The organism is Bradyrhizobium sp. UFLA05-89, assembly GCF_059803475.1.
This window is the reverse complement of record NZ_JBANBA010000082.1, coordinates 16,730-43,466: the sequence shown is the minus strand read 5'-3', so window position 1 is coordinate 43,466 and position 26,737 is coordinate 16,730. Positions and strand designations below refer to the sequence as shown.

Sequence of the window (26,737 nt, the reverse complement as noted above, 5' to 3'; positions counted from 1 at the left end):
GAGCCGCCGATGTACTTGTTGAACGATCCCATGTCCTCGAGCCGCCCGCCGACCTGCGCGCCGTAGAGATCGACCGAAGATCTTCCGATCGTGATAACGTCGAGGGTCCGCATCTGAGGTCTCCGTGAGTTCAAAGCCCGACGCCGGCGAGGAAAGCACGGCTCGCCGCCAGGTCCTGAAGGATCGAACCGGTGTTGCGGGGGTCCCGCTCCTGCTCGATGGTGATGTAGCCGCCGTAGCCAAGCTCGCTGAGCAGCGCCCGGACGCGCGGATAGTCGATCGAGCCGTGCCCGATCGGGGACATGACGCCTTTGGCGCAGGCGTCGAAGAAGCGGATGCGCTCGCCCATCACGGCCGCAAAGATGGCCGGGTCGATGTCCTTGAAATGGATGTAGTCGGTGCGCTCCCAGTAGCGGCGCAACGTCTCGACCGGATCCATCTCTGCATAGGCGAGATGGCCCGTGTCGAGGCAGAGCCCGGCCACGTCGGGATCAATGTCGGCGACGATGCGCGCGAGCTCGTCGGCGAATTCGATGTAGCCGCCGGCATGCGGGTGGATTACGGCGCGGACACCGTATCGATCGCGGGCGAGCGTCGCGATGACGCGGATGTTCTCGACCATGTCCGCCCAAGCCGCATCATTGAGGCGCGGCGCGCGGTCGGAATGTCCGGCGGCGTAGTCGCGTTCGTCATGGCCCCAGTCCATCACGGTCAGATAGGGCGCCGGATAGCGCTGGCCGTCGTGGGTCGGCGGCTTCGGTAGGGCGACGATCAGCGCGCAAATTTCGTCGGTCTGCTTAAGCAGGTTCGCGCGGTTCGCCGGTGAAACGAGGTCGTCAAAGATCGTGCCAGCGACGATCTTCAAGTTGCGCTTCGCCAGGGCCTCCGAGACGCGCGCGACGTCGAGCGGCAGATAGCCGTAGGGGCCGAGCTCGAGGCCGCCAAAGCCAGCGGCCGCCGCTTCGTCGAGCACCTTCTCCCAGGTTGGCAGATGTGGGTTACCGATGTCGTCGACCCCCCGGCAGCAAGGCGCAGTCGCAATCGTGATCCTGTTGGTCATCCCATGCTCGTTGCTAGTGCTCGACGTCCGGCCGCCGAGTTCAGCGGCTGATCGTCGCCTGGAGAGCGCTCACCGAAGATTGGATGCCGGCGTCCGTCGACATGGTAAAATCTTCCATTTCGAGGCTGACCCAGCCGTTGTAGCCGCACATCCGGACGACCGAGAAGAACTCCTTCCACCACTGAAGGTCGTGACCAGCGCCGACCGCGACGTAATTCCACGCGCGATTGGCGACGTCCGTAACCTCTTTCAGCTCAAGAAGACCGTTCACGTCAGCCAGTCCCCGTTCAATCCGCGTGTCCTTGCCGTGGCAATGGTGGATGGCCGCGCCGAGCGCGCGGGCCGATGCGATGGGATCCGCGCCCATCCACATCAGGTGCGAAGGATCGAGATTCATTCCGACCGTTGGACCGACCGCGTTGCGAAGCCGAAACAAGGTCTCGGGGTTCCAGACCAGCATCGCCGAGAAATTCTCCAGCGCATATTTCTCGACGCCGACTTCCTTCGCGAGCCTCACGAGGCCGTGCCACAGCGGGAACGCCCGCTCCTCCCATTGATAGCGATCGCGCTCGGGCATCTCGTCTGGCCAGCTCTTGGTGTAGACGAGCCAGTTCGGCACCGTGTCGCCAGGTGCCGCTTCCGGCAGGCCCGACATGGTGACGATGGTCTTGACACCGATCTCGCCGGCAAGCCGGATCGTCTCTTCCATTTCCTTGCGATGGCGCTTTCCCATTGGGCCGGGATCGAGTGGATTCGCCGAGCAATTGAGGGCAGCGATCTGAAGACCGCGCGTCTCGATCTCCTTGAGCTTCGTCTTGAGCAGCGTCTTGTCGGCGAGGAGCTCGTCGGCCCGGAAGTGCGGCGCACGCGACCAGCCGCCCCCCGTCATCTCGATGCCCTCGACACCAAGTCGGACGCACTTGTCGAGCATGTCGGTGAAAGAGAGATCGCCCATCACATCGGTGCAGATCGAAAGTTTCATGATCGTTCCATCCTGAAAAAAGAGAGGGCGTGCTGATGCACGCCCAGTTGGGGAGTCAGCGCGCTATTGGAAGTCGACCCAGGCCGAGCCTGCGTCAGCGGACCGGACGCAGTTCTCCAGCCAGCGGACACCTTCGGTCCCGGCTTCGATGCTGGGGTAGTGGTGAGTTCTGAGGAAGGCCTGATCGCTGCGCTTCGCCGCGTCAATCGCCTCGGCGATCCAGAGATAGATGTTGGACCAGCTGTCGCCGAGCCCTTCGGTGTGGAGTGCACCCATCCGGTCGATGGCGAGGCTCTCCGTCTCCAGATAGGGCATGCCGTGGTGAAGGATGCGTCCCGGCTCGCCCTGAACTTCATAGACGAGCTGATCTGGATGACTGTCGGACCAGGACACCGAAGCCTTCGAACCGACGAAGCGATACCGCTGACTGCCCATGTTGCCGGCGTCCACGGACGAGACCCAGAGGCGACCTCTGGCGCCGTTGTCGTAGTGCATCAGGACCGTCGCATGGTCCTCCAGCGGCGCGCGAGTGGGAATGAAGGCCTTGCGGTCACAAAGCAGCTTCTCGACCTTGATATGCGGCAGCACGATCGCCGAGAAGTAGTAGAGGTGGGTGCCGATGTCGCCAAGGACGAAAGTCGGGCCGGCCGTCTTTGGGTTCGTCCGCCACTTGACCGCCTCGCCGGCCCCGATGTCATCGCCGGAATTGAAGCCGTGGGTATATTCGAGGTCGACGATGCGGATCTCGCCGAGCATGCCCTTCTTCACCATCGCGGCCATCTGATGGACGAGCGGGTGACCCGTGAAGCCGTAGGTCACGCCAACGATCAGTCCCTTCTCCTTGGCAAGGGCCGCGATCTCCTCGCACTCGGCCAGGGTAAAAAAGAGCGGCTTTTCGCAGATGACGTGGAGGCCGGCCTGAAGGCACGCCTTGGCGATCTCGTAATGCGTGAAGTTCGGAGTCGCGATCGACACGACCTCGATGCCGTCGTCGCGCGCAGTCTCGCCCGCGATGAGATCCTGAGAGGTGGCATAGCAGCGGTCGGCGGCCACGCCGAGCTTCACGCCGAAGTCCCGCCCCCGATCCGCGTCGAGGTCGAAGGCACCCGCGAGAAGCCGGTACGTGCCATCGCGCAATGCGCCAGTGCGGTGCTTGTAGCCGACCTGGCCCGTGCGGCCGCCGCCGATCATACCCCAGCGCAAGGGGCTGCTGATCGTCTTCTCTCCGTTGATCATGACAACTCTCCCTGGATGAGCGCCTACTCGGCCGCGAGCGCGAGCGGAGCATCGTAGAGTGCGGGCTTGTCGATCATCGCGATGCGTTCAAGACCGCCGCTGGAGGCGGCGCGCAACGCGGCATCCGCGGTCAGGGTCGCGGCATAGCCGTCCCAGGTGGACGGACCAGTGGCCGTCCCTTCGGAGGCCGCGACGATCCACTCCCGGAATTCCTGGTCGTAGGCCTCGATGAATCGCTCGCGCCAATCCTCGGGGATGGCCTGACGAATGCCATGGCGGTCAGAAATGACGGTCGCGGGCCGGTTCGGGAGCGCCACGACCCCCTGCTCACAGCTCACCTCGCCCCGGATATCGTAACCGAACGCAATGTTGACCGAGATCTCGACGTCGACCAGCACTCCAGAGGCCATGTGTAGCAGCACCACCACCGGGTCACGCAGGTCGCCGCCGCGGGTGGAGCGGCGCGGCACGCGAACTTCAACGCCGGCGATCTCATCGGAAAGCAGCCAGCGCGATATGTCCGCGTCGTGCACCAACGTGTCGTTCAAGGGCATGTCGGAGGTGTAGAGCCCAGCCGGCACCGACGCGTTGCGATGAACGGAGTGGAACATCAGGGGGGCGCCGAGCGATCCGCTGTCGATGACCCGCTTCAGCCGCCGATAGTCGGCGTCGAAGCGGCGCATGAAGCCGACCTGCACGAGTCGGCGCCCGAAGATGACCTCCTCCTCCATGACGCGCCGCGCGGCAGCTTCCGAGGTTACGAGCGGCTTCTCGCAAAACACTGGCTTGCACGCTGCGATACAGGCGAGCAGTTGCTCCTCATGAGCCGGTCCCCATGAGCAAATGACGACCGCCTCAACCGCATCGGATGAGATCAAGGCTTGCGGCGTGTCGAAAACTGACGCGCCGCGGGGCGCTGCCGCCCGAGCCCGGTCTTGGTCGATGTCGGTGACAGCGACGACCTCGACACCTGAGAGAACCTGGGTCAGTCGACGGATGTGATCCTGACCGATCATCCCCGTCCCGATGACGCCGACTTTGAGACTCATTTCGCTCTCCAGTACTTCTCGACGTAGTCCTGCATCTTCGTGCGCATGAATCGGCCGGACTCGTCGGCGCGGTCCTCCCACGCGAAGACGCATGAGCTCATGATCCCGTCGAAGCCGATCTCCGCGAGCGTGCCGAAGAAGTCGTCCCAAGGCACTTCGCCCTGGCCGATGTTGAGGTGCTGGTGCACGCGGGCGTTAGTGCCAGGTGGATTCAGGATGTAGCGCAGGCCCGACGAGGCCTTGTGATTGAAGGTGTCGCCGACATGGACATGCGCCAGCACATCGGCGCATTCGCGCAGCATCGCCTTGGTGTCGTCGCCGAAATAGAACGTGTGCGGCGCGCAGTAGAGGAACTTCACCCGCGGTGAATTCACGGTCCGGATGATGTCGACGGCGGGCTGCAAAGTCTCGCACCAATCCTCGGGGTGCGGCTCGACATGGAGATTGATGCCCTCTTTCTCGAAGATCGGCACGAGCTCATCCATCGACCGCCACCAGGCGTCCTCGCAGGTTTCGATCATCGAGCCGGTGTGGCAGCAGTAGCAGGAGCCCTTGTCCGGATGCGGTCCGCGCCCAAACTCGGAGTTCATCGTGTCGACTTCCATCTCGACGGCGATCTCGATCGCGCGCTTCCAGTGGCGTACGGCCGCGCGGCGCTCTGTCTCGTCGTTCGACGCCCAGCGGTACATCGGCAGCAGCGAAGCGATGCGGACATCGGCCTCCTTCAGCGCCTTCTTGAAGGCCTTGATGCGATCCGGAAAGACGCGCGGGGCCTTGAACCATTCGAGGAAGTCGCCACGCGGCGACAGTTCGATCCAATCGTAGCCGAGTTCCTTGACTTTGAACGGCAACGCCTCGAGCGAGAGATGACGGTGCATGAAGGGGTCGAGCGCAATCTTCATAGAACTCACCTGGAAGTTGTTGTTGCGGTCATAGCGGCCTGTTCACCTTCTGTGGGATGTCTGGCGTACCGGCTAAGCGACTGGCGGTGGGTGACCCTCATGGGTCTGCATGTAGCCCTCGATCTCCGCCTCGAGGCCCGCCATGGCTTCTCCGCCGGCCATCAGATCGGTGATCTCCTCACGCGTCTTCTCGCCCTTGCGGAAGTCGGCTGCGAGCGCACCCCGGATCAAAACGGCGAAGTGGTCTCCGACCGTCATGGCATGCATCACCTGATGGGTGATGAGGATCACGGCGAGCCCCCGTCGGCGCGCTTCGAGGATGATCCGAAGCACGTGCGCGGCCTCCTTGACACCGAGCGCTGCGGTCGGTTCGTCGAGGATGAGAACGCGGGCACCGAAATGGACCGCGCGGGCGATGGCAAGCGACTGGCGCTCACCACCCGAAAGACCGCCGATCAACCTGTCCCCATCGTCGATCCGGGTGATGCCAAATTCCTGGACCGCCTTGACCGCGACCGCGTTCGCCGTCTTTCGATCGAAGATGCTGAAGGGACCGAATTTCTTCGTGGGTTCAACTCCGACGAAAAACGATCGCCCGATGCTCATGAGCGGAAACGTCCCGCCGAACTGGTGCACGGTCGAAATGCCGCGATCTGCGGCATCCTTGGGCCGAATGAAGGTGACCTCCTCACCATCCATCAGGATCGCTCCCGAGGTCGGTTTGTGGACGCCAGCAAGCGTCCTGATCAGCGTCGACTTGCCCGCACCGTTGTCGCCGAGCAGGCAAAGGACCTCGCCCGCGTGGACCTTCAGCGAGATGTCATGGAGAACGTCGATCGGTCCGAAGGATTTGTTGACGTTCCTGAGTTCGAGAACCGGAGTGGTCATGCCTCAGCTCCTCGGGCTTTCTTGCGGAGGGAATAGGAGATCGCGATTTTCCGGAAGTTGTTGTTCATGAGGACAGCGACGAGAAGCATCACGCCGATGATCAGGCTGGACCAGTTCCGGTCGATGGAGGTGAAGTAGATTCCCTGGCTCACGACAGCGAAGGTCAGAGTGCCCACGAAAATGCCGATCACCGATCCGAACCCGCCGGTCAGAAGGACGCCACCGACGACGACCGAAACGACCGCGTTGAAGATGTAGTTCATGCCGCCGGACACCTGCGCCGAATTGAACAGGATGGCGCCGCACATGCCGACGAACGAGGCGGAGGTTGCCGACAGAACGAAGAGCGCAATGGTGAGCTTCGAAGTCGGAATGCCCGCGTTCCTGGCACTCTCCCTGTCTCCACCCATGGCGAAGATCCAATTGCCGTAACGGGTGTGGTGCACGATCACGTAGAAGATCGCCGACAAGACAAGCCACCAGACGATGATGATCTGGAAGCTGCCGCCGAGAAGCTGGCCGAAGACCATCTTCGCCCAGTTAGGCGCCGTCAGTGCGACGCTGGCACTTCCGGTCAGTAGCACCGAGGCGCTAAGCACCACGCCCTGCATTGCGACCAGCGTTCCAAGCGTGACGATCAGCGAAGGAACCGACGTCCGGACCGTCAGAAATCCGTTGATCAGCCCCACGAGCACGCCGATGCCGATCGACCCCAGCATGCCGACGGCGATCGGCAGGCCATAGTAACCGGACAGGATGGCGATGCTCATCGAGCCGGCCGGAATCATGGCGCCGATCGAGATGTCGAGTTCGCCCGCGATCATCAGAAGGCCGAGCGGTAGCGCAACGATGCCGAGGTTGGCCGCGAAATTCACCCAACTCGCCGCGCCGAGCAGCTTTTGAAGATTCACGCCGCCGAAGATGACGAAGAACAGGACGACCGCGATAAGGCTGATGACGGACCCGGCTTCCGGGCGCCGCAGCAATCTGCCGAATGGTAGAAGGATGTAATACATGGCTGAGCCCTCACCCCTTCTTCTTGCCGGAATAGGCCAGCGCCATCCGCCGGAACGTGTCGTTCATGATCACGGCCAGCAGGAGCAATGCGCCGATGATCACGCTCCCGAGGTTGGGATCAACGCTGGTGAAGTAGATGCCCTGGTTCACCATGGAGAAGGTCACGGTCCCGATCACGACGCCGACGATCGAGCCGAAGCCGCCGGTCAGGAGCACGCCGCCGATCACGACGCACATGATCGAGTTGAAAATGAAGGACTGGCCGCCTGCGACCTGGGCGCTCTGATAGACCATGGCCTGGCTCACGCCGACGAAGGCCGCACAGAAGCCGCTGATCATGAAGAGCGTCACGGTGAGGCGCTCGGTCGGGATGCCGGCGTTGCGGGCGCTGACGCGGTCGCCGCCGAGGGCGAAGATCCAATTGCCGACGTGCGATACGTGAAGGAGATAGGCCAGGACCAGGGCGATCAGGACCCACCAGAAGATGGTCACCTGGAACATTCCGCCCACGAACTGCCCGAGGAAGAACTTCGCAGTCTCGCTCGGAACGATCGCGGTGCTCGTGCTTCCCGTGAGGAGCACCGCGAAGCCGAGCGTCAATCCCATGACGGCGAACATCGTGCCGATCGTCACGATCAGCGAGGGCATTTCAGTGCGGATCGTGAGCACGCCGTTGACGAAGCCCACCGCGAGGCCTACGGCGAGTGCTGCGAGGATACCGACGGGTTCTGGCGCCCCGTAGTGGCCGGAGATCACGGCCACGGTCACCGACGACGCCGGAATGACGGCACCGATCGACAGGTCGAGTTCGCCGGCGATCATCAGTAGCCCTACCGGAAGCGCGACGATCCCGACCTCTGCGGCCACGTTGAGCCAACCCGCGAAACCCGCCGGCGAAACGAAGACACGGCCGCCGAAGATCGCGAAGAAGATGAAGACCGCGATCAATCCGGCCAACGAGCCCGCTTCGGGACGCCGCAACAGTCGCCCGAGAGTCGCCGGAAAGAGGGACCGACGCGCCGCAGGCGCGGCAAATTGGACTTGCGTGACTGAGACCATGGACCTGCTCCTCGTTCCGTGGGATCGAAGCGAAGTGCCCGTTTCGGCTCTCTCTGCTCCGGCCGTGCCAGTCGATGAATCCGCTGCCCGAACGGGACAGCAAACTCCGCCACCTCAATCGAGGGACCCTCAGCGAGTGCCCTGCTTCACGCCCTTCAGTGCCGGATCGACATTCGAAGCGTCGACGATCCCGGGTCCGGTCAGGATTTCCCGCGTCGGCACGCTCAGGCCGAAGTTCACATGACCATTCAGGATCGATACGGCGAGATAGCCTTGCAGGTACCCCTGCTGGTCGATCGCGAACATCTGCGTGCCAGACTTGATGTTCTTCAGGATGGTCTCGTCCATGTTGACGCCGCCGACCTTGACCTGCGCGGCTTTACCAGCCTGCGTGATGCCGTTGATCGCCGAATTCGCATCAACGTTGCCGATCGTGTAGACACCGTTCACCTCAGGGTGTTGCAGAAGATAGGCCTTCACCGCCTGGGCGACCGCCGTCGCATTGCCAAACGAGGTCGCCGGCAGCGGAAGGGCCGCGCCGGTTCCACCGTTCGCCTTGACGCCATCGGTCATGCCCCGGCAATGGGCCTCGATGTTCGCTGCACCCGGCAGAGTGTTGATGCAGACGAGCGTCTTCAGCCCGTTCTTGGCGAAATACTCGCCTGCGGCGACGCCGGCCTTATAGTCGTCGCTGCCAACATAGTTCATCGCGTGGAGGCGATCGGCCGCGGCGATGCCGCCGGCGTTGTAGATCACCAGTGGAATCTTGGCGTCGACCACGGCCTTGAAGGCGGGATCCATCGCCTCGGGGACCCAATCGGGGCCGACGATCCCGTCGGCACCTTGGGCAATCGCCTGACGGATCAGCTCCGCGGCATCGACACCAAGGTTGTCGTAGTTCTGAGGACCAAGCCAGGTCACGGACCCACCCTGAGCCTTTGACACGATACCGGCATCTTCGGCGCCGCGCTTCACGATCGACCAGAACGGATCGTCGGGTTTGCCACCAATGACAAAGATCTTGGCTGCCATGGCAGAGGTCGCCGTGAGACCCAAAATCACGGCCACAGACATCATCATCGCAATGCGATTGCGCTTAAACATATCTATTCCTCCCAAGTCTCGTCTCACAAACGAGCTCTCTGATTGTGCCGTGACTCATAGCGCAAGGTTGAAAACCTGCAAATATGCGCTAGCATGCGAATGAGAAGAAAATATCATTTCATATCAATCAGGATGATACGAAACTTTCGGGAGTTTGAGCGTGAAACGACCAACCATTCCCGACCTGGCGAAGGCTGCCGGCGTGTCAGTCGCAACCGTCAACAGGATTTTGGCTGGCTCCGCTTCCGTGCGAGGCACCACCATGCAGCGCGTCCAGAGCGCGGCCGATCGGATCGGGTTCTACGGCATCGGTGCGATCGACGACCGGATCCGCAAGTCAGCGCCGAACTATCGCTTCGGCTTCCTGCTGCAGCAGTCTCACCGTGAACTTTATCAGCTCTTCAGCCGGAAGATCGTCGCAGCTTGTCGTGGGCGTCGCGACGAAGTCGTCGAGCCACTTGTCGAGTTCGTCGACCTTCTCTCGCCCGACAACATTGCAGATCGGCTCCAAGCGCTCTCAATTGAATGCGATGCCGTCGCTGTGATCGCAGCCGATCATCCGATCATTGGCCAAACGATCCTATCGTTGCGCGAAGCAGGCAAGCCGGTCGTCTGTTACATCACCGATCAGTCCGCACCGGATAGGGCGGCCTATGTGGGCACCGACAACTGGAAACTCGGACGTACGGCAGCGTTCCTCATTGCCCAAATGACGCTGAGCAGCGGGCGCATTGCGGTTTTCATCGGCAATCACCGCTACCAGTGCCAGGACGTTGCTGACGCGAGCTTTCGGTCCTACATGCGGGAGCATGCGCCAGGGCTGATCATCGAGGAAAGCCGACCGACACACGAAGAGCCGAACGAAGCATACCGGCTTGTCAAAGAACTGCTGCAAGCAACGGACGATCTGGTTGGCATCCTGATCGTCGGAGGCGGCATTTCCGGTGTGCTTCGGGCGATCAGGGAAGCGCCGGAAGACAGGCGAAAGGGCATCAAGATCATCTGCCGCGACATCGGACCCGAGACGCGGAAGGGCCTCTCTGAAGGACTCATCACGGCCGCGCTCTGCCACCCACTCGAGGCAACCTCGGATCTGCTCGTCCAGACGATGATCGACGTCACAAAGCAGGACACCCCGACCGCCACGCTTCAGCGGACCATCCCGTTCGAGATCGTGACGCCGGAGAATGTTTGAGACGAGCGACACTCACGCTGCCCCCCGCCCTTGCGGGCTGGCCGCAGTGTGCGCTGGGAAACCGTGCTTTTCGCGAAACTCTCATCGGCGCATCGCGCCGGTGGAGCTCGTCATCCGGGCCTGCGCCCCTGCAAGGTGTCGGCGCATCGCAGCTTCGGCCGCATCCGGATCAGCGGCAGCGTAGGCCTTGACAATCGCACGGTGCTCGCGAACCGCGTCGTCCGAACCGATACGGCCGCTCTCGCGCACGATTGAGCGGCGAGCGACGTAGAGGACGACGTCGAGCCCTCGATAGGCCGCGGCCATCGGACCGTTTCGTGCGCTGTCTACGATGCGTTGGTGGAAGGTTTGCTCGAGGCCGAAATAGGCTTCATAACCTTCGTAGCCGACGCCGGCCTTGCGCATCTTGGCCATGGCATCTGTCGCCTGGGTCAGAGCTGCCACGTCGCCCACATCTCCACGGGCGGCACCGATGCGAGCGCAGTGCACTTCAATTAGCAACCGAAACTCGAAAAGCTGACGCATCTGATCTGCGTCCGGCAAGGGCGCGACGGAAAATCCGGAATTGGCGGCAAATACCACCAACCCTTCGGCCTCGAGACGAACCAATGCTTCCCGGAGAGGTGAACTGCTCACGCCCAGTCGCCGGGACAGAGCATCGATGTTCAGCCGCTCGCCCGGCTGCAGCTCCTGATCGAGTATCTGACGCTTCAGCGCCGAATAAGCCTGTTCCGACAGGGGTGTCTTGACGAGGCGAAGGCCGATCGTGCCGTCCCTCGGAGTCATGGAAGCCTCCATTCGCGCGGGCCGGCGCCCGCCGACTCGATCGCCATCCTAGCATAGCCCGGGACTCATGCATCAGGCATCATCGATCATGCACGATCGTTGACTCCACGATCAAGATGAGCGAGACAAACGATCGTGGCTGGCGACACCAGCCCAAGAAACGAAATCACGCAGGAGACGACCGAGATGTCCGACCGACCGGATTGGGCGTTCGTATCGCTATGTGCCGATGGCGAAAGCGCCGCAGTCATTGCCGGGCCGCGCATGCTGGCGGGGTGACGCCAGGTCATTTCCGATCTGTCGTGTTGATCCAGGCTCATTCGAAAATTCTCCCTCCTCAAAACCAAGGTTCGTCTCATGGACCCCATTCAATCGATCGAGGTCACGCTCAACCAGGTGCCGTTGAAGGCGGCACTCAGCGATGCCAAGGTGCTGACGGGCCGGCAGCGCCCGCTTGCCCACGTCGACCTGCTCTGCGTAACGCTGGAAACGAAGAGCGGCGCGCGCGGCTTTGGCTTCAGTTATTCCTTGCGGGCGGGCGGCAACGCCCTTTTCGCCCATGCCAGAGATCTGGCGCCGGATCTGGTCGGCGAGGACCCGGACGACATCGGTCGGCTATGGGAAAAGCTGGCCTGGGCGGGCGCCTCCGTTGCCCGAACAGGCGTGACAGTCCAGGCCATCGCCGCGTTCGATCTCGCGCTATGGGACATGAAGGCGAAGAAGGCCGGGTTGCCGCTGGGCAAGTTCATCGGCGCCTACCGCAATTCCGTGCCGACCTACAACACGTCGGGCGGCTACCTGAACGCGACCAAGGAAGAGGTCATCGCCAACGTCGATGCCTCACTTCGCCGCGGTATCGGCGGCATCAAGCTGAAAGTCGGCCAGCTTCAGCTCTCGCGCGACATCGAACGTGTGGAGTTGGTGCGCCGCCACGTCGGTGACGGCGTACCCATCATGGTCGATGCCAACCAGCAATGGGACTACACCAGCGCGCTTCGGGCAGGACGGATGCTCGATCAGTACAACCTGACCTGGCTCGAGGAGCCGCTCTCGGCCTATGACTATGCCGGCCATGCCCGCCTGACCGACAAGCTCGACACGCCAATCGCAACGGGCGAAATGCTCAGCAGCGTCGCTGAGTGTGCGGAGCTCGTGAAGCAGAATTCCGTCACCTTCCTGCAGCCGGATGCACCTCGCATCGGCGGAATCACGCCATTCCTCAAGATCGCGGCCGTGGCTGATCTCGCGGGTCTGAAGTTGGCGCCGCATTTCGTCATGGAGATTCATATCCATCTCGCTTGCGCTTATCCGCATGAGAGCTGGGTCGAGCACATCGAATGGCTGGAGCCAGCCTTCGAAGAGCGACTGGAAATCCAGGAAGGACGCATGTTCCTGCCCGATCGCCCCGGGTTGGGCTTCACGCTGTCCGAGCATGGACGCGCCTGCCAAGTGGCAGCGGCGCGGATCTAGCGTCTCCCGCCATCACAACGGACAAGAAGAAACGCACTCGGAGCCGGAGCAACGCAAGGCACAGCTCTGGTTCCGATCAGGGGAGGAAGTCGTAGTGGAAACAACCGCAGGCGTGCTGAACCGGGCCCATGCAAGCCGGGTCCGCTACTTCATCATCGCTCTGATTTTCGTCGTCACCACGGTGAACTACGCGGATCGCGCGACGCTCTCGATCACCGCGCAGGCGATGCGGGCGGAGTTCGGCCTCAGCGCGATCCAGATGGGCTACGCCTTCTCCGCATTCAGCTGGGCCTATGTGCTGGCACAAGTGCCCGGCGGCATCCTGCTCGATCGCTTTGGACCACGCCTGGTCTATACCGCGAGCATTCTGCTCTGGTCATTGTTTACCCTCCTGCAGAGCATGTTGGGTCTGTTCGCAACGATGGGTAGCGCTGTCGTGATGCTGTTTTTTCTGCGCTTTTGCGTCGGCCTAGCGGAAGCGCCAGCCTTTCCAGCGAATGCGAAGATGGCGACGAGCTGGTTTCCCGCAGCCGAGCGCGGCACGGCCTCGGCCTTCTACAATTCCGCGCAATACTTTGCACCGGTCGTGTTCACTCCCCTGATGGCCTGGATGGTCCACGCCTTTAGCTGGCATCATGTCTATGTCTGGATGGGATTGCTCGGCTTTGTCGTGGCGGCCGTTTGGTATGTCTTTGCCAGGCAGCCAGGCGAAGTGTCCGCGGTTAATGCCGCTGAACTGCAGCTGATCCGCGATGGCGACCGGACCGCCGGTGAGTCCCCTCAATCTTCGGTTGGTGCGAGCGACGGCCAACGACGCGCCGTGCTGACCACGCGCACCTTCCTGGGGGTGTACATCGCGCAATACTGCATCAACGTGCTGACCTACTTCTTCCTGACTTGGTTTCCAGTCTATCTCGTCCAGCAGCGCGGCATGACGATCTTGCAGGCAGGCTTCGTGGCTTCGCTTCCCGCGATCTGCGGTTTTGCCGGCGGAATTCTCGGGGGCCTTATTTCGGATCGATTGCTGCGTTCCGGGTTCTCACTCACGGCTGCACGAAAGATTCCAATCGTCGCCGGGCTCTTGCTGTCGACCAGCATGGTCTGCTGCAACTACGTGCAGGCGGACTGGCTGGTCGTGACTTTCATGGCGCTGGCCTTCTTCGGCAAGGGTGTCGGTGCGCTGGGCTGGGCCGTCATCTCCGACATCGCGCCGCGCCGCCTGATCGGTTTCTCCGGAGGCGTGTTCAACATGTTCGGCAATACCGCTGGAATCGTGACGCCAATCGTCGTCGGCTACATCATCGACACCACTGGCAGCTTTAACGGGGCCCTGGTCTTCGTCGGTACGAACGCGCTTGTCGCTGTCCTCAGCTACCTCGTGATCGTCGGTAAGATCTCCCGCCTCGAAACACAGACCTGAGGTGCCCGCACACCGATTCAAATCGCCTTCGGCAGCGAAACACCAAACGTCAGCGCGCATCAGGAAAGTCCCACCCGCGCTTGCGGATTTCGTCAAACTGCTGTCGGAGCGCTATCCCTTTGCTTCCGACCGGATGAAACGACCTTCTTATGCCGCGCGGATCTTGCCGAGGAAATCGCTGACCTGCTGACCGAGCTGCCGGCTCTGGCTCTCCAACATCTCCGAAGCCTGCTTGACATTCTCGGCCGCCCCTGCCGCCGTGTCGGCGTCGGCCTTCACACCCGTGATGTTCTCGGAAACATTTTTGGTGCCTTGCGCTGCATATTGCGTGCTGCGGGTAATCTCCTGAGTTGCGGCGCCCTGCTCTTGCACAGCGGCTGCAATCGCGGTGGCGACCTCGTTGACCTCCCCGATGATGCCGCCGATCGCCTGGATCGCATTGACCGCATCGCCTGCCACCTTTTGGATATCGGCAATCTGCCCGGAAATCTCCTCGGTGGCCTTGGCCGTTTGGCTCGCGAGCGACTTTACTTCGGAGGCAACCACTGCAAAGCCGCGGCCGGCTTCACCCGCACGCGCCGCCTCGATGGTCGCATTGAGAGCGAGGAGATTGGTCTGTGCTGCGATGCCGTTGATGAGGTCGACGACCTCACCTATGCGTCCGGCGGACCTCGCAAGGCCCTGTACTGTGCTGTCGGTTTCCCGGGCCTGGCTCACGGCCCGGCTGGCGATGCCGGTGGCATGGGCTGCCTGCTGGCTAATGTCGTTGATGCAGGCACTCAGCTCTTCGGCCGCCGCAGCCACGCTGTCGACGCTCATCGAGGCATCGTTCGAGGCCTTTCCGGCGACCTCGGCACGATCATTGGTCTGACGCGAGACGGTAGAGAGCTCGCCCGAGGTCTTACGCATCTCGCCTGAAGCCTCGCTCAACTCGCCCAGCGATGTACGCACCACGCTCTCGAACTCGCCGATATACCCATCGATCGCGCGCTGGCGTGCCACAGCACAGGCGTTGCGCTCGCGCTCCTGGGCCTCGATCTTGAGCTTGTCGGTCGCCTGGCGCTTGAATATTTCGAGTGCTCCGGCGAGCGCGCCGATCTCGTCATGGCGGTGAAGATAGCCGCTGTCGACGTCAAGGTCGCCGCCGGCAACCTTCAGCATGGCGTCGCGGATCCGGTGCAGCGGCGTGATCACACGACGGCTGACCGCGAGCATCGCGGCGCCTGTCGACGCAATCGCCGCGATGAGGAGGGCCAAATTGACGATCAGCGATTGCACCGCGCTGGCGCGCTGGTCCACGGAGTGATCGTTGGCGGCCTGCAGGGCGGCGTCAGCGAGCTTCACCGCGGTCATCATGCGGGGGACCGCGTAGGGGGTCCATTCCTTGGCGGTCATCGACGGCTTCTCGCCCTTGGCGATGGACGCAAGGAGGCCATCGCGCGTGGCGCCATATTGCGGATCGAAATAGACCGACTTGGTCTCTGTGAGAGCGGCCGCCAGCGCCGGCGGCAACTGCATGCCCGACGCAGCGAGTTCGATCGCGGTCCAGGCGATGTCGAGGCCGCCGAGCAACTTGGTGTAGGCAAGCTGCATGTCGGGAGCGACCTTTCCGCTGTTGAGCGCATTGCCTACGATCTGCGAGGATTCGCCGGCAGTATTGCGAAGCAGCCAGGCCATTTGCTTGATCGACAGAAGCTGATCGATCGTCGCATCCTGATGATTGACGCTCGCGGCCAGTGCGCTGGCGAGCTTCTCGAGCTGCGCCATCAGCGAATCCTCGGTCGCAACATATTCTTTGGTAAGTCCCGCACGGCGCTCGGCTTTCGGTTTGGCCATCTCAGTCCAGAACTCGGCTTGTTGTGCCAACAGCGTCTTGTTCAGCGTACCGAGATCCGCGACAAACATGTCGCCCTGCGCGAGATAGGTGGAGGGTATCAGCTCGAGAGTGCGGGCCAGCGCGGGCATCAGGGCACCGCGAATCTCGCGAATGTATTTGTCGACGTCACTGCCCATCGCCACGTCGGAGGAGAGCTGGCGACTGGTGTTCGAGCGGTCGGTCCGGATGTTCGCCATCGCCTTGAACACCTCGGCCGAGGTCGCGGAGACGGCGGCGATCCGGTTAGCCGTTTGCAGCCGGGTCCAGGAATTCCAGGCATTGAGCGAGAATTCCGCGACGACGACGAGCGCCGTGAACAGGATCACCGTCTTCAGCAACGCAGATGCGGTCAAACGATTGAGCATCGGACACCCAAGCAAGCGCTTTCGAAATTTGCAGTCACGAGCGGCAGCTCCGCAAACCCCGAAACACCAAATTACCGACATAGCCGCGCGTGCCGTCGACAAGCGCTCATGTGCATTTTGCTCGAGAAAGGTAAAAATTAGGCATTATCCCGCCGTAAAATTGCGGAAGTACAATGGGTTAGAGCAATCAGGGCATTGAAAATGCGATGCAATTTATGCATCACCCCCGAGCGTGATGCGGTTGGCACTTGCAGCGGCGTTCGCAAGGCCTGGAATTTGCCGCGCCGCAGCGCTCAGGCAACGATCAACCAGGGCACCGAGGGAATGCGAGGTCTCTCGTAACCCTGCAAAGACCGCCAGCTCGGTTTCGATACTCTCTCGATCCGCGTCAGCCGTGCTTCTTGCGGTGCACGACCAGCTGTTCGAGCGCGCTCCAATCCCAGTCAATGCCGAGGCCCGGTTCATTCGAGGGAATGCCGTAGCCGTTCTCGACTTGCATGCTGGTCTTCGTCACAAGATCGAGTTGCGGAATGTATTCCAGCCATCGGCTGTTGGGCACAGCACAACAAAGCGGAAGATGGAGCTCCATCAGGAAGTGAGGGCAAACCGGAACGTTGAAAGCTTCCGCCAGATGCGCAACCTTCAGCCACGGCGTGATGCCGCCGATACGGCCAACATCGACCTGGACGATCGAGCACGCGCCATTCTGCAGATAGTCCTTGAACTGCGACAAGGAGTACATGGACTCGCCCACGGCAATCGGGATCTGCGTCGTTTCGCATAGGCGTTTGTGGGCCATGACGTCATCGGCATGGATCGGCTCCTCGAACCAAGCGATGTCGCATTCCTCGTAATGGCGGGCGCGGCGGATGGCTTCGTCGACCATGAATCCCTGATTGGCGTCTGTCATGATGTCGAAGTCGTCGCCGACGGCTTTACGCACGGCACGCAGACGGCGAACATCTTCCGCGACATGCGCCCGGCCGACCTTGATCTTGGTCCCGCCGAAGCCCCGCGCCTTCGTCTTCTCCGCCTCGTCGACCAATTCGCCTTCATCGATGTGAAGCCAACCGCCCTCGGTATAGTAAAGCTTGATGCGGTCCTTGGCGCCCCCTGCCGCTTTGTGAAGCGGCAGCTTCGCACGCTTCGATCGGAGGTCCCACAAGGCCGTGTCGATCGCGGCCAAGGCGATCGAGGTGAGCGCGCCGACCGTGGTGGCATGAACACGAAAGAACAGATCGCGCCAGATCTTCTCGATCTCGTCGGCATCACGTCCGATGAGCAGCGGCACCAAATGATCGTCGAGCAGCTTCATGACCGAAGAGCCGCCGGTTCCGATCGTGTAGGAATAACCGACGCCCTCGACGCCGTCCGCGTCACGAATTTTGACGATCGGGGTTTCCTGCGCCTCGAAGCTCTGGATGGCGTCGGTCCGCTTCACCTTGGGCTTGAGATCGACTTGTAGCGTCTCGACTGCGGTGATCTTCGCCATCCCGAACCTCTCCCAGCGCCTGACTTGCGGGCCGCGGCCGATTTCGGACGAAATTGACGCCCTGTCAAATAAAAAATTTTCTATTTTAAATATTGCATTTTCAGCCCTTTGCGGCAAGCATGCGGTCATGAATGGAAAACTCGTCCGCACCACCCTCGCCGACCAGGTCCACAACGAGCTGCGCAGCCGTATCCTGACCGGGCGGTTGCCGAGCGGACAGCGCCTGCTTCCCGAGGAGCTCGCGGCGGATCTCGCGATCAGCCAGACGCCGATCAAAGAGGCGCTTCTCAAGCTTGAGGCGGATGGTCTGGTCGTGACCGAGATGCGTCGCGGCACGGTCGTGCGGCTGTTCACGCTCAAGGATGTCGAGGATCTCTACGAGGCCCGGATCCTGATCGAACTGGAAGCGATCGACGCCGCCTTTGCGCGCGGGTGCGTCACGACCGAACTGCTCGACGAACTGGAGGAAAATCTCGCGCAACATGCGCGACATCTAAAGCGCAAGACCCTCGCCGACCTCACCACGGCTCTCGCCTTCGACCGCACATTCCATCATCGGCTGATCCTGGCGCGCGACAATGCGGTGATTGCCGCATGGCATCAGCGCATCCTTACCCAGACGCATACCGCCTACGTCTATGTTCAGAGCGACACCAGCACGGTCGTGGCCGAGCATCGTGACATCCTCGACGGCATGGCCGCCGGGTCCGCCGGCCAGACCAAGGATGCCTTGAGGAAGCACCTCCTCCGCAGTCGCGACAGCCTCTTGGAAAAAGTTCAGGCAACGCTGCGTCGGTGATGGCACGGCAAGCGACATACGCCCCTCGCGATCTCGAAGCGTTTGCCGCAGCGCTCCTTGAAACGGCCGGGCTTGAGAGCGAGAAGGCCCGCGCGGTCTCCCGCATCCTGGTCGACGGTGAACTCCGCGGACGTGTGACCCACGGGCTTGCGCTGCTTGCGCCCTATCTCGGAGAGATCGAGTCCGGCGGCATGACGGCGGCCGGCAAGCCTGAGGTCCTGTCCGACTTTGGCGCCTGCCTCGCCTGGGATGGCCGCAAGCTGCCCGGCCCCTGGCTGGTCTCGCGGGCGCTCGACGAAGCCATTTCGCGTGCGGCCAGGCTTGGCATGGGAGCAGTCACCATCCAGCGCAGCCACCATGCCGCGTCACTTGGTGGCTATCTCACCGCTGCGACGGACAAAGGCTACCTAGCCTTCATCACCCTGACTGATCCCGGATTCTCCAGTGTGGCGCCATTCGGCGGCTCGACACCGGTCTTGACCTCCAACCCGTTTGCATTCGGTGCACCGGCAGACCCAACACCGATTCTGGTCGATGTTTCCACCTCACTGCTCACCAATGGCATGATCGCCAAGATGAAGCGTGAAGGACGCATGCTCGATGAGCCCTGGCTTTTAACGGCCGGTGGAGAACCCTCGCGAGATCCCGGCGTGATCTTCGATACGCCGCCCGGCACCGTGCTGCCGATTGGTGGCCTCGAGGCCGGCCATAAGGGCTACGGCCTCGGCATGATGATCGAAGTCCTCTCCGCGTGCCTATCGGGCTACGGTCGCGCCGAGCCCCATGCGGGGTGGAGTGCATCCGTTTTCGTGATGGCGATCAAGCCGGAGGCGTTCGGCTCGATCGATGCCTATCGCAAACAGGTCAACTGGCTGGTCGACGCCTGCCGGCAGGCAACCCCGCGCCGGCCATTCGACCGGATTCGGTTGCCCGGAGAAGCAGGCAGTGAGCGCCGGACCGCAGCTTTGCGTGACGGCTTGACTGTAAGCCGCGAGATCCTTGAGGCGCTTGCGCCATGGATGGAGAAATTCGAGATCGAACTGCCTGCGACGCTTTAGACCCTCACATCAAAAGCAAGCCACCGACAAAGAACGGCGGCATGGGGAGAAAACAATGTCACATGCGATGTCAGAAGCCATCGTCCACGACGTGCAGAGCGCCTCCACGGGCAATCCTGCCAACATCCGACGCGCAGTGACGGCCGCGACGATCGGCACGATCATCGAATGGTATGACTACGCTCTCTACGGCGCTGCGGCCGGCCTCATCATCAACAAGCTCTTCTTCCCCCAACTCTCCGGCGTGGGTGGAGTGCTTGCCTCATTCGCTACCTTCGCCGTCGGTTTTTTCGCCCGGCCCCTGGGTGGACTGCTAATCTCGCATATCGGCGACCGTTTCGGGCGCAAGCCGGCGCTCATCTTCACAATTGCGCTGATGGGCTTGTCGACGGTCGGCATGGGGCTGCTACCGGACGTCAACCAGATCGGAATCTGGGCACCCGTGCTGCTTGTTGCCTTCCGGCTCCTTCAGGGGTTTGGTGCCGGCGCCGAATATGCCGGTGCCGTCACGCTGGTTTCCGAATATGTCCCGCCGGAGAAGCGCGGTTATTTTACCGCATTCCTTCAATCGGCCACCGTCGTGGGCGTCATGTTTGCAACGCTGTCCTTCCTCTTGATGTCCTACATGCCCGAGGAAACTCTGTTGAGCTGGGGTTGGAGGCTTCCGTTCCTCGCCTCGGCCATTCTTTTTTTCGTTGCGCTGTACATCCGAAACAGCCTCGACGAAACGCCGGAATATGTGGCGGCAATGGAACATGCGGAGGTCGAGCGAGAACGCGTTCCCGTGGGTGAGCTTCTTCGCAACAGCCCCAGACAGGTGCTGTTCGGCTTTCTGGCAGTGACCGGCCACAACGCGAACGCATATATCCTCAGCGCGTTTTGCCTGAGCTATATGATCAACACGCTGCATATGCCGCGAACGGATGCGCTTACGGTGGTGATCATAGCAACCCTGGTCGGGATCATTCTCACGCCTTGTTTCGGCGCACTCTCGGATCGCATCGGCTATGCGAAGGTCTATGCGACGGGCGCGCTCGTCATGATTGTTTTCGCATTCCCCCTGTTCTATCTGCTCGACAGCAAGAGCGTCACGCTCGCAGCCTTGGCCATGAGCGTCGGCTATGGATTCGGCTTTGGCGGCATGGCTGGTCCGCAAGGCGCATTCCTGGCCAACCTGTTTCCCACGCGCTACCGCTTTTCGGGGATCGCCTTTGCACGTGAATTGAATGGCATGCTCATTGCGGGTCCGACGCCTTTCATAGCCGCGGCGTTGGTAGCCGCTTCGAACGGGACACCGACGCTGGTGGCTCTGTACCTGATGGCCTGCTGCCTACTGACGGTCATCTCCGTGACGATCCTGCGTCGGGATGTCGTCAGCAGACACGACTGAACCGAGCTCCCTGGACGCTCGGACATGGGCCTCTCTAGAAGGTTATGGTTGCAATGAGGCGCGTCTTTACAAGACGGCACCGGGATTCATAAGACCGTCTGCATCGAGTGCGGACTTGACGGTGCGCATCGCAGCGAGCCGCCCTCGTCCACCCCGCGACGCGAGCTGATCACGATACATGCGGCCAACGCCATGCTCTGCGCTAAACGAGCCGCCCACCGCGTCGACGAGATCAAACAATATTGTCCGCAACTCGGAAGCGATGCGTTCCTGCTGTGGGATGGTCGGGGTAGACGCCTGAACGTTCCAATGCAGATTTCCATCGCCGGCGTGACCGAAGATGATCGGCGTCAGTTCAGGAAAACGATCGATGATCGCCTCGTGAGATCGGCTCAGGAACGTGGCGAGCTTTGGCAGCGGAACGGCCAGATCGTGCTTGAAGCTGACGCCTATGCGCGATTGAAGCGCCGGCAGAGCCTCGCGGAGCGACCACAACGCTTGTCGCTGCGAAAGGCTCTCGGCCAGAACGCAATCCTCGACGAGCCCACATTCCAATGCTTCGTGGAAGACCTCTTCTCCCAAGGCGCGCAGGCCATTGCCTGGGACGACATCGTCGAGCTCGACCAGCGCGTAGCAATTGTGGGCCGCGCCGATGGCAACGCGGGAACTTCCCGCATCCTTCAAAGCCATCTGCATCGCGGCCGGCATCATTAATTCGAAAGCCGCGAGCCGTGGGCCGGTTCGTTCACGCAAACGCACGAGCAAATCCATCATCGCTTCGACGCTCGATAGGCCCACGAGTGTTGTGAACGATTCCTTGGGAGACGGAACGAGACGAAGGGCCGCACACGTTATCAGACCGAGGCTTCCCTCCGCGCCGATCAGCATTCTCGCAACATCAAATCCGGTATTGTCTTTGCGCAGCTCCTTCGGCCCTTCGAGAACGGAGCCATCAGACAGAACGGCCTCGAGCCCGAGCACGAGGTCTCGAGCAACGCCATGACGGAGCGCCATATGACCGCCCGCGTTGGTCGATAGAATGCCGCCTACCTGGGCAGAGCCGTCCGAGCCGATGCCAAACGGCAATGCGCGTCCGGCTTTCGCACACGCCTCCTTGACCATCGCGATCGAGCAACCGGCTTCGGCGACAACGATATCGCCTATCGGATCGACTGACCGGACCCGGTTCATTCGGCCGAGGCTGAGAACGAGTTGTTGGCCGCTCGCGTCCGGCGTTGCGCCGCCGACATGGCCAGTGGCCCGCCTTGCGGCACGATGCCAATCCCGTGGCTGCGGCAGAGGCGAACTGTTTCCGCAACCTCCCCCGTATTCGCCGGTCGAGCCACAGCCAGGGGGCGGCCTTCCCGGCGGCGCAGCCAATCGCGGTCATAGCCCGCGAAATCTGCCGGCTCCGTCAGGAGCGAGCCGGGATGATCGCCGAGGGCTGAGCGAAGACTGGCTAAGAACGCTCTTTGACCGCTCATCCGATACTTCTCGGAATTGATATATCGTATTTCTCGGCCCAATGCCTCAGAGCCGAGACGAGTGTCTGGCTGAGCGCCAGTCCGCCGTGTTTACTGCTGCGTTTCCGATCGAGCGCGCTTTGCCCGGGCATCCGGACAGCATCAAAGCCAGGCCTTGGAGTACTGGCTCGGCACGATCCCACGATTGCATCAGATTGGCGAACGAATGCACGAGCGCCCGCGAATGCATTCGGGTCGATGAGCTGAATGAACGCCTCGTTGATCATGCCTTTCGGCTGATCAGCTCGGCCGTGTCCAGATAGCCCCTGGCTCAGCGTCTCGGTGATCAATCCCCAAGCATAGCCCTTCTGACCATGATCCAAGCCGCCGGCAGGCAGAATGGCGCCTCCCTGCCGCAACACACCAGGGTCGTCCGTGGGGCGGCCGTCTGCGTCAAGCAGCCACGGTTGCGGGAAACGCGTTCCAGCGTCGGCCAACTGGTAAGCCATGTTGTTTGTCGTGATCGAAGCGCTGACGTCGATCATCAGCGGATCGCCCGACGTTGGCAGGCCCGCTGCTATCGGAGCGGGAGACAGCGCCGCTCTCGCGCCTCCATGCGGGACAACCGTGCTGACGCCTGGACCAGAACTTGCGATCAGCAACACATACCCGTGTCTGGTCGCGCGCTGCAGATAGGCGGCGAGACAGCCCTGGTGATGGCTGTTGCCGATCGCGACGCTGACCATCCCGTAATTGCCGATGCGCGCCAGTGCCAGATCAATGGCTCTGGCGGTCAGCCATGTTCCCGGCAACCGCCGCCCATCCCAAGCCACGCAAGCGCCTCGATCCGAGACGACCTCGGGCTCTCCGGTCAAGGTCATCGATCCGGATTCGATCTCCTGCATGTAGCGTGGAACCAGCGCCAACCCGTGCGTTGTATGTCCAAGAAGATCGGCCTCGAGCAAAATCTCGGCCATCGTCGTCGCCTTTTCCGCGTCGACGCCCGCTGCGCCAAAGAGATCGATAGCAAAGCGCAGCAGTGCTGCGGCGTCAAAGCGTTTGGCCTCGCATCCTGTGTCTCGTTCCGACGATGACATGATCGCGCTGTCTCCCTACAAATGCTCAGACCGCATCGCGGACGGAACGAGCCGGCGCCCGCACGAGCGCCAGACAGATTCCTCCGACCAGGCCGGCCGCCCCGAGCACGACAAACGGCACCACGAAGTCGCTCGTGACTTGACGCAGATATCCAATGAGAACCGGTCCGACGAATCCCCCGAACAAATTGCCAAGGCCGCTAATGAAGGCAATCGCGGCTACTGCCTTTGTCTTGGGATAGATTTCCGTGAGATTAGAGAAGACCATCGGCAGATACATCTTCATGGTGAAGCCGAGCGCCACGAAAAGTACCACCTGAATCCAGAACAAGGAGACCGGCATCAGTGCAGCAATGATCAGCAGGATTCCTGTGATCATCTCCGGAATGGCCGCATGGAGACGCCGCTCCTGGCCGTTGCGGTCTGAATGCCAGCTATTCAAGAACACTCCGGCAATGCCCACGAGAAAGGGCAGACCGCTGATGATGCCGAGAGCGACGGGGTCAAGATTGCCATTTTGCTTCAGAACCGTCGGCAACCAAACCTGGAAGCCGGAAATCAGAAAATTGGTCAAGCCAAATCCGACAAGTGTGAACCACACCGCGGGTTCACCCATAAGCGTCCACCAGGGCGTCTCCTTTTCCGGCGTCAAAGCAGCCTGTTCAGCCGCGATCGCGTTCTCAACCTGAACACGTTCGACCTCGGGAAGCCATTTTGCTTTCGCTAGCGAGGACGGAATTCGCCACCACCAAAGAACGGCCCAAATCCATGCGGGAAGTCCTTCGACGATCATCATCGCCCGCCAATCATAACTCGCCAGCAACAGGCCCGAGATCGGCCCAGCCAGGAAAGCCCCGCAAGCCGAGCTCAGGTTCCAGATTCCAAAAGCCCGACCACGCTCGGGCTTCATGAACCACTGTGACAGCAGGACCGAGGTCGCTGCGAAGACAGGGCCTTCGAACAGGCCGAGGATGATTCGCATCATGGCGAGCTCCCAGAAGTCTCTGGCGAGCCCTGTGCCGACGGCACCGATTCCCCAGAGAATGAGCGCCCATCCGATGACGTTTCGCGACCCGATTCTTAGAACGATCCACCCCGCGGCCAGTTGGGTGACGGCATATCCCCATGCGAACGCGCCGCCAACAATCCCCGCCTGGGTCGGCGTCAATTTCAGATCCGCCGTAATGTATGGCAGTGCGAGACCGATATTTGCCCGGTCGAAATAGGCAATGGTGTACATGACAAAGGCGATCGGCAGGACATTGACCCATCGCGATCGACCAATCACTCCAGCTTCGACATTGGCCACTGGAGATAGAGAAATGCTCGACACGTCCATCCTCCACAATTATCGACTGTTTTTTTTCGTTGCTTGTCTCAAGCCGGGCAGATTGCCCGACTGCATCACTTGGAATGCCGGCGATCGGCTCGTAGACCAGACAGAGCCAATTTTCAGACGCGCGAGCGCCTAGACCGTCACGCCGATCGGCCACGGCATGAATTCGTTTTCTCCCATGCCGGAAAGTTCGCTCTTGGTCTTTTCGCCCGAAGCATGGCGCAGGAGCTGTCGAAAGATGCGTTCACCCATCTCCGGCAGAGTAGCCATGCCGTCGATCACGACTCCGCAATTGACGTCCATGTCGCTGATCATGCGCTCGTACATCGGCGTATTCGAAGCCAGCTTGATCGTCGGCGCCGGCACCGAGCCGAAGCATGAGCCCCGGCCGGTCGTGAACATGATCATGTTGGCGCCGCCCGCGATCTGCCCCGTAGCAGCGGCGGGATCGTAACCGGGCGTATCCATGAACACGAGGCCGTGTTGCTGGACCGGCTCGGCGTAGCGATACACTTCCATCAGGGGGGAGTTGCCGCCCTTCTTGGCGCCGCCGAGCGACTTCTCCAGCACGTTGGCGAGACCGCCGGCATTGTTGCCCGGACTGACCCGTCCATTGATCTGGCAGTCGCGGCCTTCATTGTATTTGAGCCACCAGTTCATCCGGTCGACCAGCTTCTGTCCCACGGCCGGCGTCACCGCGCGCGCCGTGAGCGTATGCTCCACGCCGTAGATCTCGGTCGTTTCGGACAGGATTGCCGTGCCGCCGTGGCGGACCAGGATGTCCATGGCAGCACCGAGCGCCGGATTGGCGGAAAGCCCCGAAAAGCCGTCGGAGCCGCCGCACTGCATGCCGATCTTCAAGTGCTCGGCGGACACCGGCTGCCGACGCGCATCGTCGGCCAGCGGCAACATCGCCTCAACGAGCCGCTTGCCCTCCTCGACGGCCCGTCGCAGCCCGCCAGCGTCCCGTATCACCAAGGTACGCAGACGCGGCCCTTCGACGAGCCCCTGGCTGGCGAGCAGGGATTCGATGTCGTTGGCTTCGCCGCCTTGCGCGATCAGCAGCGCAGCGCCGATATTAGGATGGGCGAGATAGCCCCCGAGCGTCCGTCGCAGCAGGTCCATTGGCTCGCCGCTCCGCTCCATGCCGTCGCCGAGCTCGTGCACGAACGGAACCACGCCATCGATATTGGGAAAGCTGCTCGTGCGGTCGAGTGTAAACCAGTTCGCAATCTTGCGCGCAACTGAGCCGCCGGCATTGCTGACGGTGAATACGCCGACGAAGTTGCGGGTGGCAACTTGTCCATCGCCGCGCACGATGCCCTGAAAAGTCGCGCGCTCTGCTTTCGGGACGTACTCTGTCGGACGGTAGTCGCGCGAAAACGCATAGTCCTTCTCAACGTCGTCAAAACGAATATTGTGGCTATGAACATGTGTGCCGGCAGGAATGTCACTGGCCGCATAGCCAATCACGGTGTTGTATTTCAGGATAGCTTCGCCTGCCCGCACCGGGCGCGTCGTGATCTTGTGACCGGCAGGCACGGCTTGTTGCGTGACGACGGCCTCGCTCGGTACTGCTGTGCCTTCATTGACGGGCATTCGCGCGACGACCACGTTGTCGCGGGGATCAAGCCTTATGAAGGGATTAGGAGCAGCATCGCTCATTTTCAATGACTCCGACCTTGTTCTGCAA

General features: G+C 61.7%; 23 protein-coding genes. 6 read left to right on the top strand and 17 right to left on the bottom strand.

Translation table 11 applies throughout. The features are described 5' to 3' along the window. Positions 1-130: 130 nt before the first annotated feature. The 9 genes from SO139_RS32155 to SO139_RS32115 form a co-directional block, all read right to left on the bottom strand. The gene (locus SO139_RS32155; RefSeq protein ID WP_498541239.1) at positions 131-1,060 is read right to left on the bottom strand and encodes a TIM barrel protein; all 930 of its coding nucleotides are present in this window, start codon (positions 1,058-1,060) and stop codon (positions 131-133) included. Between the two features lie 40 nt (positions 1,061-1,100). Further along, entirely contained in the window at positions 1,101-2,042 is a 942-nt protein-coding gene (locus SO139_RS32150) for a sugar phosphate isomerase/epimerase family protein (protein ID WP_498541238.1), read from the bottom strand. A 63-nt stretch (positions 2,043-2,105) separates the two neighbouring features. Then, on the bottom strand, positions 2,106-3,278 hold the full coding sequence (locus SO139_RS32145) for a Gfo/Idh/MocA family protein (RefSeq protein ID WP_498541237.1): 1,173 nt from the start codon (positions 3,276-3,278) through the stop codon (positions 2,106-2,108). 23 nt (positions 3,279-3,301) lie between these two features. After that, entirely contained in the window at positions 3,302-4,327 is a 1,026-nt protein-coding gene (locus tag SO139_RS32140; RefSeq protein WP_498541236.1) for a Gfo/Idh/MocA family oxidoreductase, read from the bottom strand. After that, complete coding sequence (locus SO139_RS32135) at positions 4,324-5,229, bottom strand: sugar phosphate isomerase/epimerase family protein (RefSeq protein WP_498541235.1); 906 nt, start codon at positions 5,227-5,229, stop codon at positions 4,324-4,326. Before SO139_RS32135 ends, SO139_RS32140 begins: the two co-directional genes overlap by 4 nt. Positions 5,230-5,301: 72 nt before the next feature. Beyond that, a complete protein-coding gene (locus SO139_RS32130) occupies positions 5,302-6,117 on the bottom strand; it encodes an ATP-binding cassette domain-containing protein (RefSeq protein WP_498541234.1) in 816 nt (271 codons plus the stop codon). Next, positions 6,114-7,133, bottom strand: a complete 1,020-nt coding sequence (locus tag SO139_RS32125) for an ABC transporter permease (RefSeq protein WP_498541233.1) — start codon at positions 7,131-7,133, stop codon at positions 6,114-6,116. The genes SO139_RS32130 and SO139_RS32125 overlap by 4 nt, the downstream gene beginning before the upstream one ends. 10 nt (positions 7,134-7,143) lie before the next feature. Beyond that, entirely contained in the window at positions 7,144-8,193 is a 1,050-nt protein-coding gene (locus SO139_RS32120) for an ABC transporter permease (protein ID WP_498541232.1), read from the bottom strand. Between the two features lie 129 nt (positions 8,194-8,322). Continuing rightward, positions 8,323-9,297 carry a sugar ABC transporter substrate-binding protein gene (locus SO139_RS32115; RefSeq protein ID WP_498541231.1) on the bottom strand — a complete coding sequence of 325 codons (975 nt, stop codon included), beginning with the start codon at positions 9,295-9,297 and terminating at the stop codon, positions 8,323-8,325. A gap of 160 nt (positions 9,298-9,457) precedes the next feature. Between SO139_RS32115 and SO139_RS32110 the strand changes: the two genes are divergently transcribed. Next, positions 9,458-10,492, top strand: coding sequence for a LacI family DNA-binding transcriptional regulator (locus tag SO139_RS32110; RefSeq protein ID WP_498541230.1), 1,035 nt, complete (start codon positions 9,458-9,460; stop codon positions 10,490-10,492). Positions 10,493-10,573: 81 nt separating this feature from the next. Here the strand turns inward: SO139_RS32110 and SO139_RS32105 are convergent, their stop codons facing one another. After that, positions 10,574-11,278 (bottom strand): GntR family transcriptional regulator, encoded by a 705-nt coding sequence (locus SO139_RS32105; RefSeq protein WP_498541229.1) that lies wholly within the window; start codon positions 11,276-11,278, stop codon positions 10,574-10,576. A gap of 86 nt (positions 11,279-11,364) precedes the next feature. Next, a complete protein-coding gene (locus tag SO139_RS32100; RefSeq protein ID WP_498541228.1) occupies positions 11,365-11,598 on the bottom strand; it encodes a hypothetical protein in 234 nt (77 codons plus the stop codon). Positions 11,599-11,635: 37 nt separating this feature from the next. Here SO139_RS32100 and SO139_RS32095 point away from each other — a divergent pair, with 37 nt between their 5' ends. After that, entirely contained in the window at positions 11,636-12,748 is a 1,113-nt protein-coding gene (locus SO139_RS32095; RefSeq protein ID WP_498541227.1) for an L-talarate/galactarate dehydratase, read from the top strand. Between the two features lie 94 nt (positions 12,749-12,842). Next, entirely contained in the window at positions 12,843-14,168 is a 1,326-nt protein-coding gene (locus SO139_RS32090; RefSeq protein WP_498541226.1) for an MFS transporter, read from the top strand. Between the two features lie 147 nt (positions 14,169-14,315). Here SO139_RS32090 and SO139_RS32085 read toward each other — a convergent pair whose 3' ends face one another. After that, positions 14,316-16,409 carry a methyl-accepting chemotaxis protein gene (locus SO139_RS32085; RefSeq protein ID WP_498541225.1) on the bottom strand — a complete coding sequence of 698 codons (2,094 nt, stop codon included), beginning with the start codon at positions 16,407-16,409 and terminating at the stop codon, positions 14,316-14,318. 388 nt (positions 16,410-16,797) lie between these two features. After that, a complete protein-coding gene (locus SO139_RS32080; RefSeq protein ID WP_498541224.1) occupies positions 16,798-17,901 on the bottom strand; it encodes a mandelate racemase/muconate lactonizing enzyme family protein in 1,104 nt (367 codons plus the stop codon). On the opposite strand from SO139_RS32080, the gene SO139_RS32075 reads away from it, so the two are divergent. From SO139_RS32075 to SO139_RS32065, 3 genes are all read left to right on the top strand, one after another. Continuing rightward, a complete protein-coding gene (locus SO139_RS32075; protein ID WP_498541223.1) occupies positions 17,888-18,700 on the top strand; it encodes a GntR family transcriptional regulator in 813 nt (270 codons plus the stop codon). The genes SO139_RS32080 and SO139_RS32075 overlap by 14 nt on opposite strands. Then, complete coding sequence (locus SO139_RS32070; protein WP_498541222.1) at positions 18,700-19,758, top strand: Ldh family oxidoreductase; 1,059 nt, start codon at positions 18,700-18,702, stop codon at positions 19,756-19,758. Before SO139_RS32075 ends, SO139_RS32070 begins: the two co-directional genes overlap by 1 nt. A 67-nt stretch (positions 19,759-19,825) precedes the next feature. Beyond that, entirely contained in the window at positions 19,826-21,148 is a 1,323-nt protein-coding gene (locus SO139_RS32065; protein WP_498541221.1) for an MFS transporter, read from the top strand. A 66-nt stretch (positions 21,149-21,214) separates the two neighbouring features. On the opposite strand, the gene SO139_RS32060 is transcribed toward SO139_RS32065, so the two are convergent. From SO139_RS32060 to SO139_RS32045, 4 genes are all read right to left on the bottom strand, one after another. After that, positions 21,215-22,528 (bottom strand): FAD-binding oxidoreductase, encoded by a 1,314-nt coding sequence (locus tag SO139_RS32060; protein ID WP_498541220.1) that lies wholly within the window; start codon positions 22,526-22,528, stop codon positions 21,215-21,217. Between the two features lie 100 nt (positions 22,529-22,628). Next, positions 22,629-23,708 carry an Ldh family oxidoreductase gene (locus SO139_RS32055; RefSeq protein ID WP_498541219.1) on the bottom strand — a complete coding sequence of 360 codons (1,080 nt, stop codon included), beginning with the start codon at positions 23,706-23,708 and terminating at the stop codon, positions 22,629-22,631. Between the two features lie 25 nt (positions 23,709-23,733). Then, on the bottom strand, positions 23,734-25,041 hold the full coding sequence (locus SO139_RS32050; RefSeq protein WP_498541218.1) for an MFS transporter: 1,308 nt from the start codon (positions 25,039-25,041) through the stop codon (positions 23,734-23,736). 135 nt (positions 25,042-25,176) lie between these two features. After that, positions 25,177-26,709 (bottom strand): UxaA family hydrolase, encoded by a 1,533-nt coding sequence (locus tag SO139_RS32045; protein ID WP_498541217.1) that lies wholly within the window; start codon positions 26,707-26,709, stop codon positions 25,177-25,179. Positions 26,710-26,737: the final 28 nt, after the last annotated feature.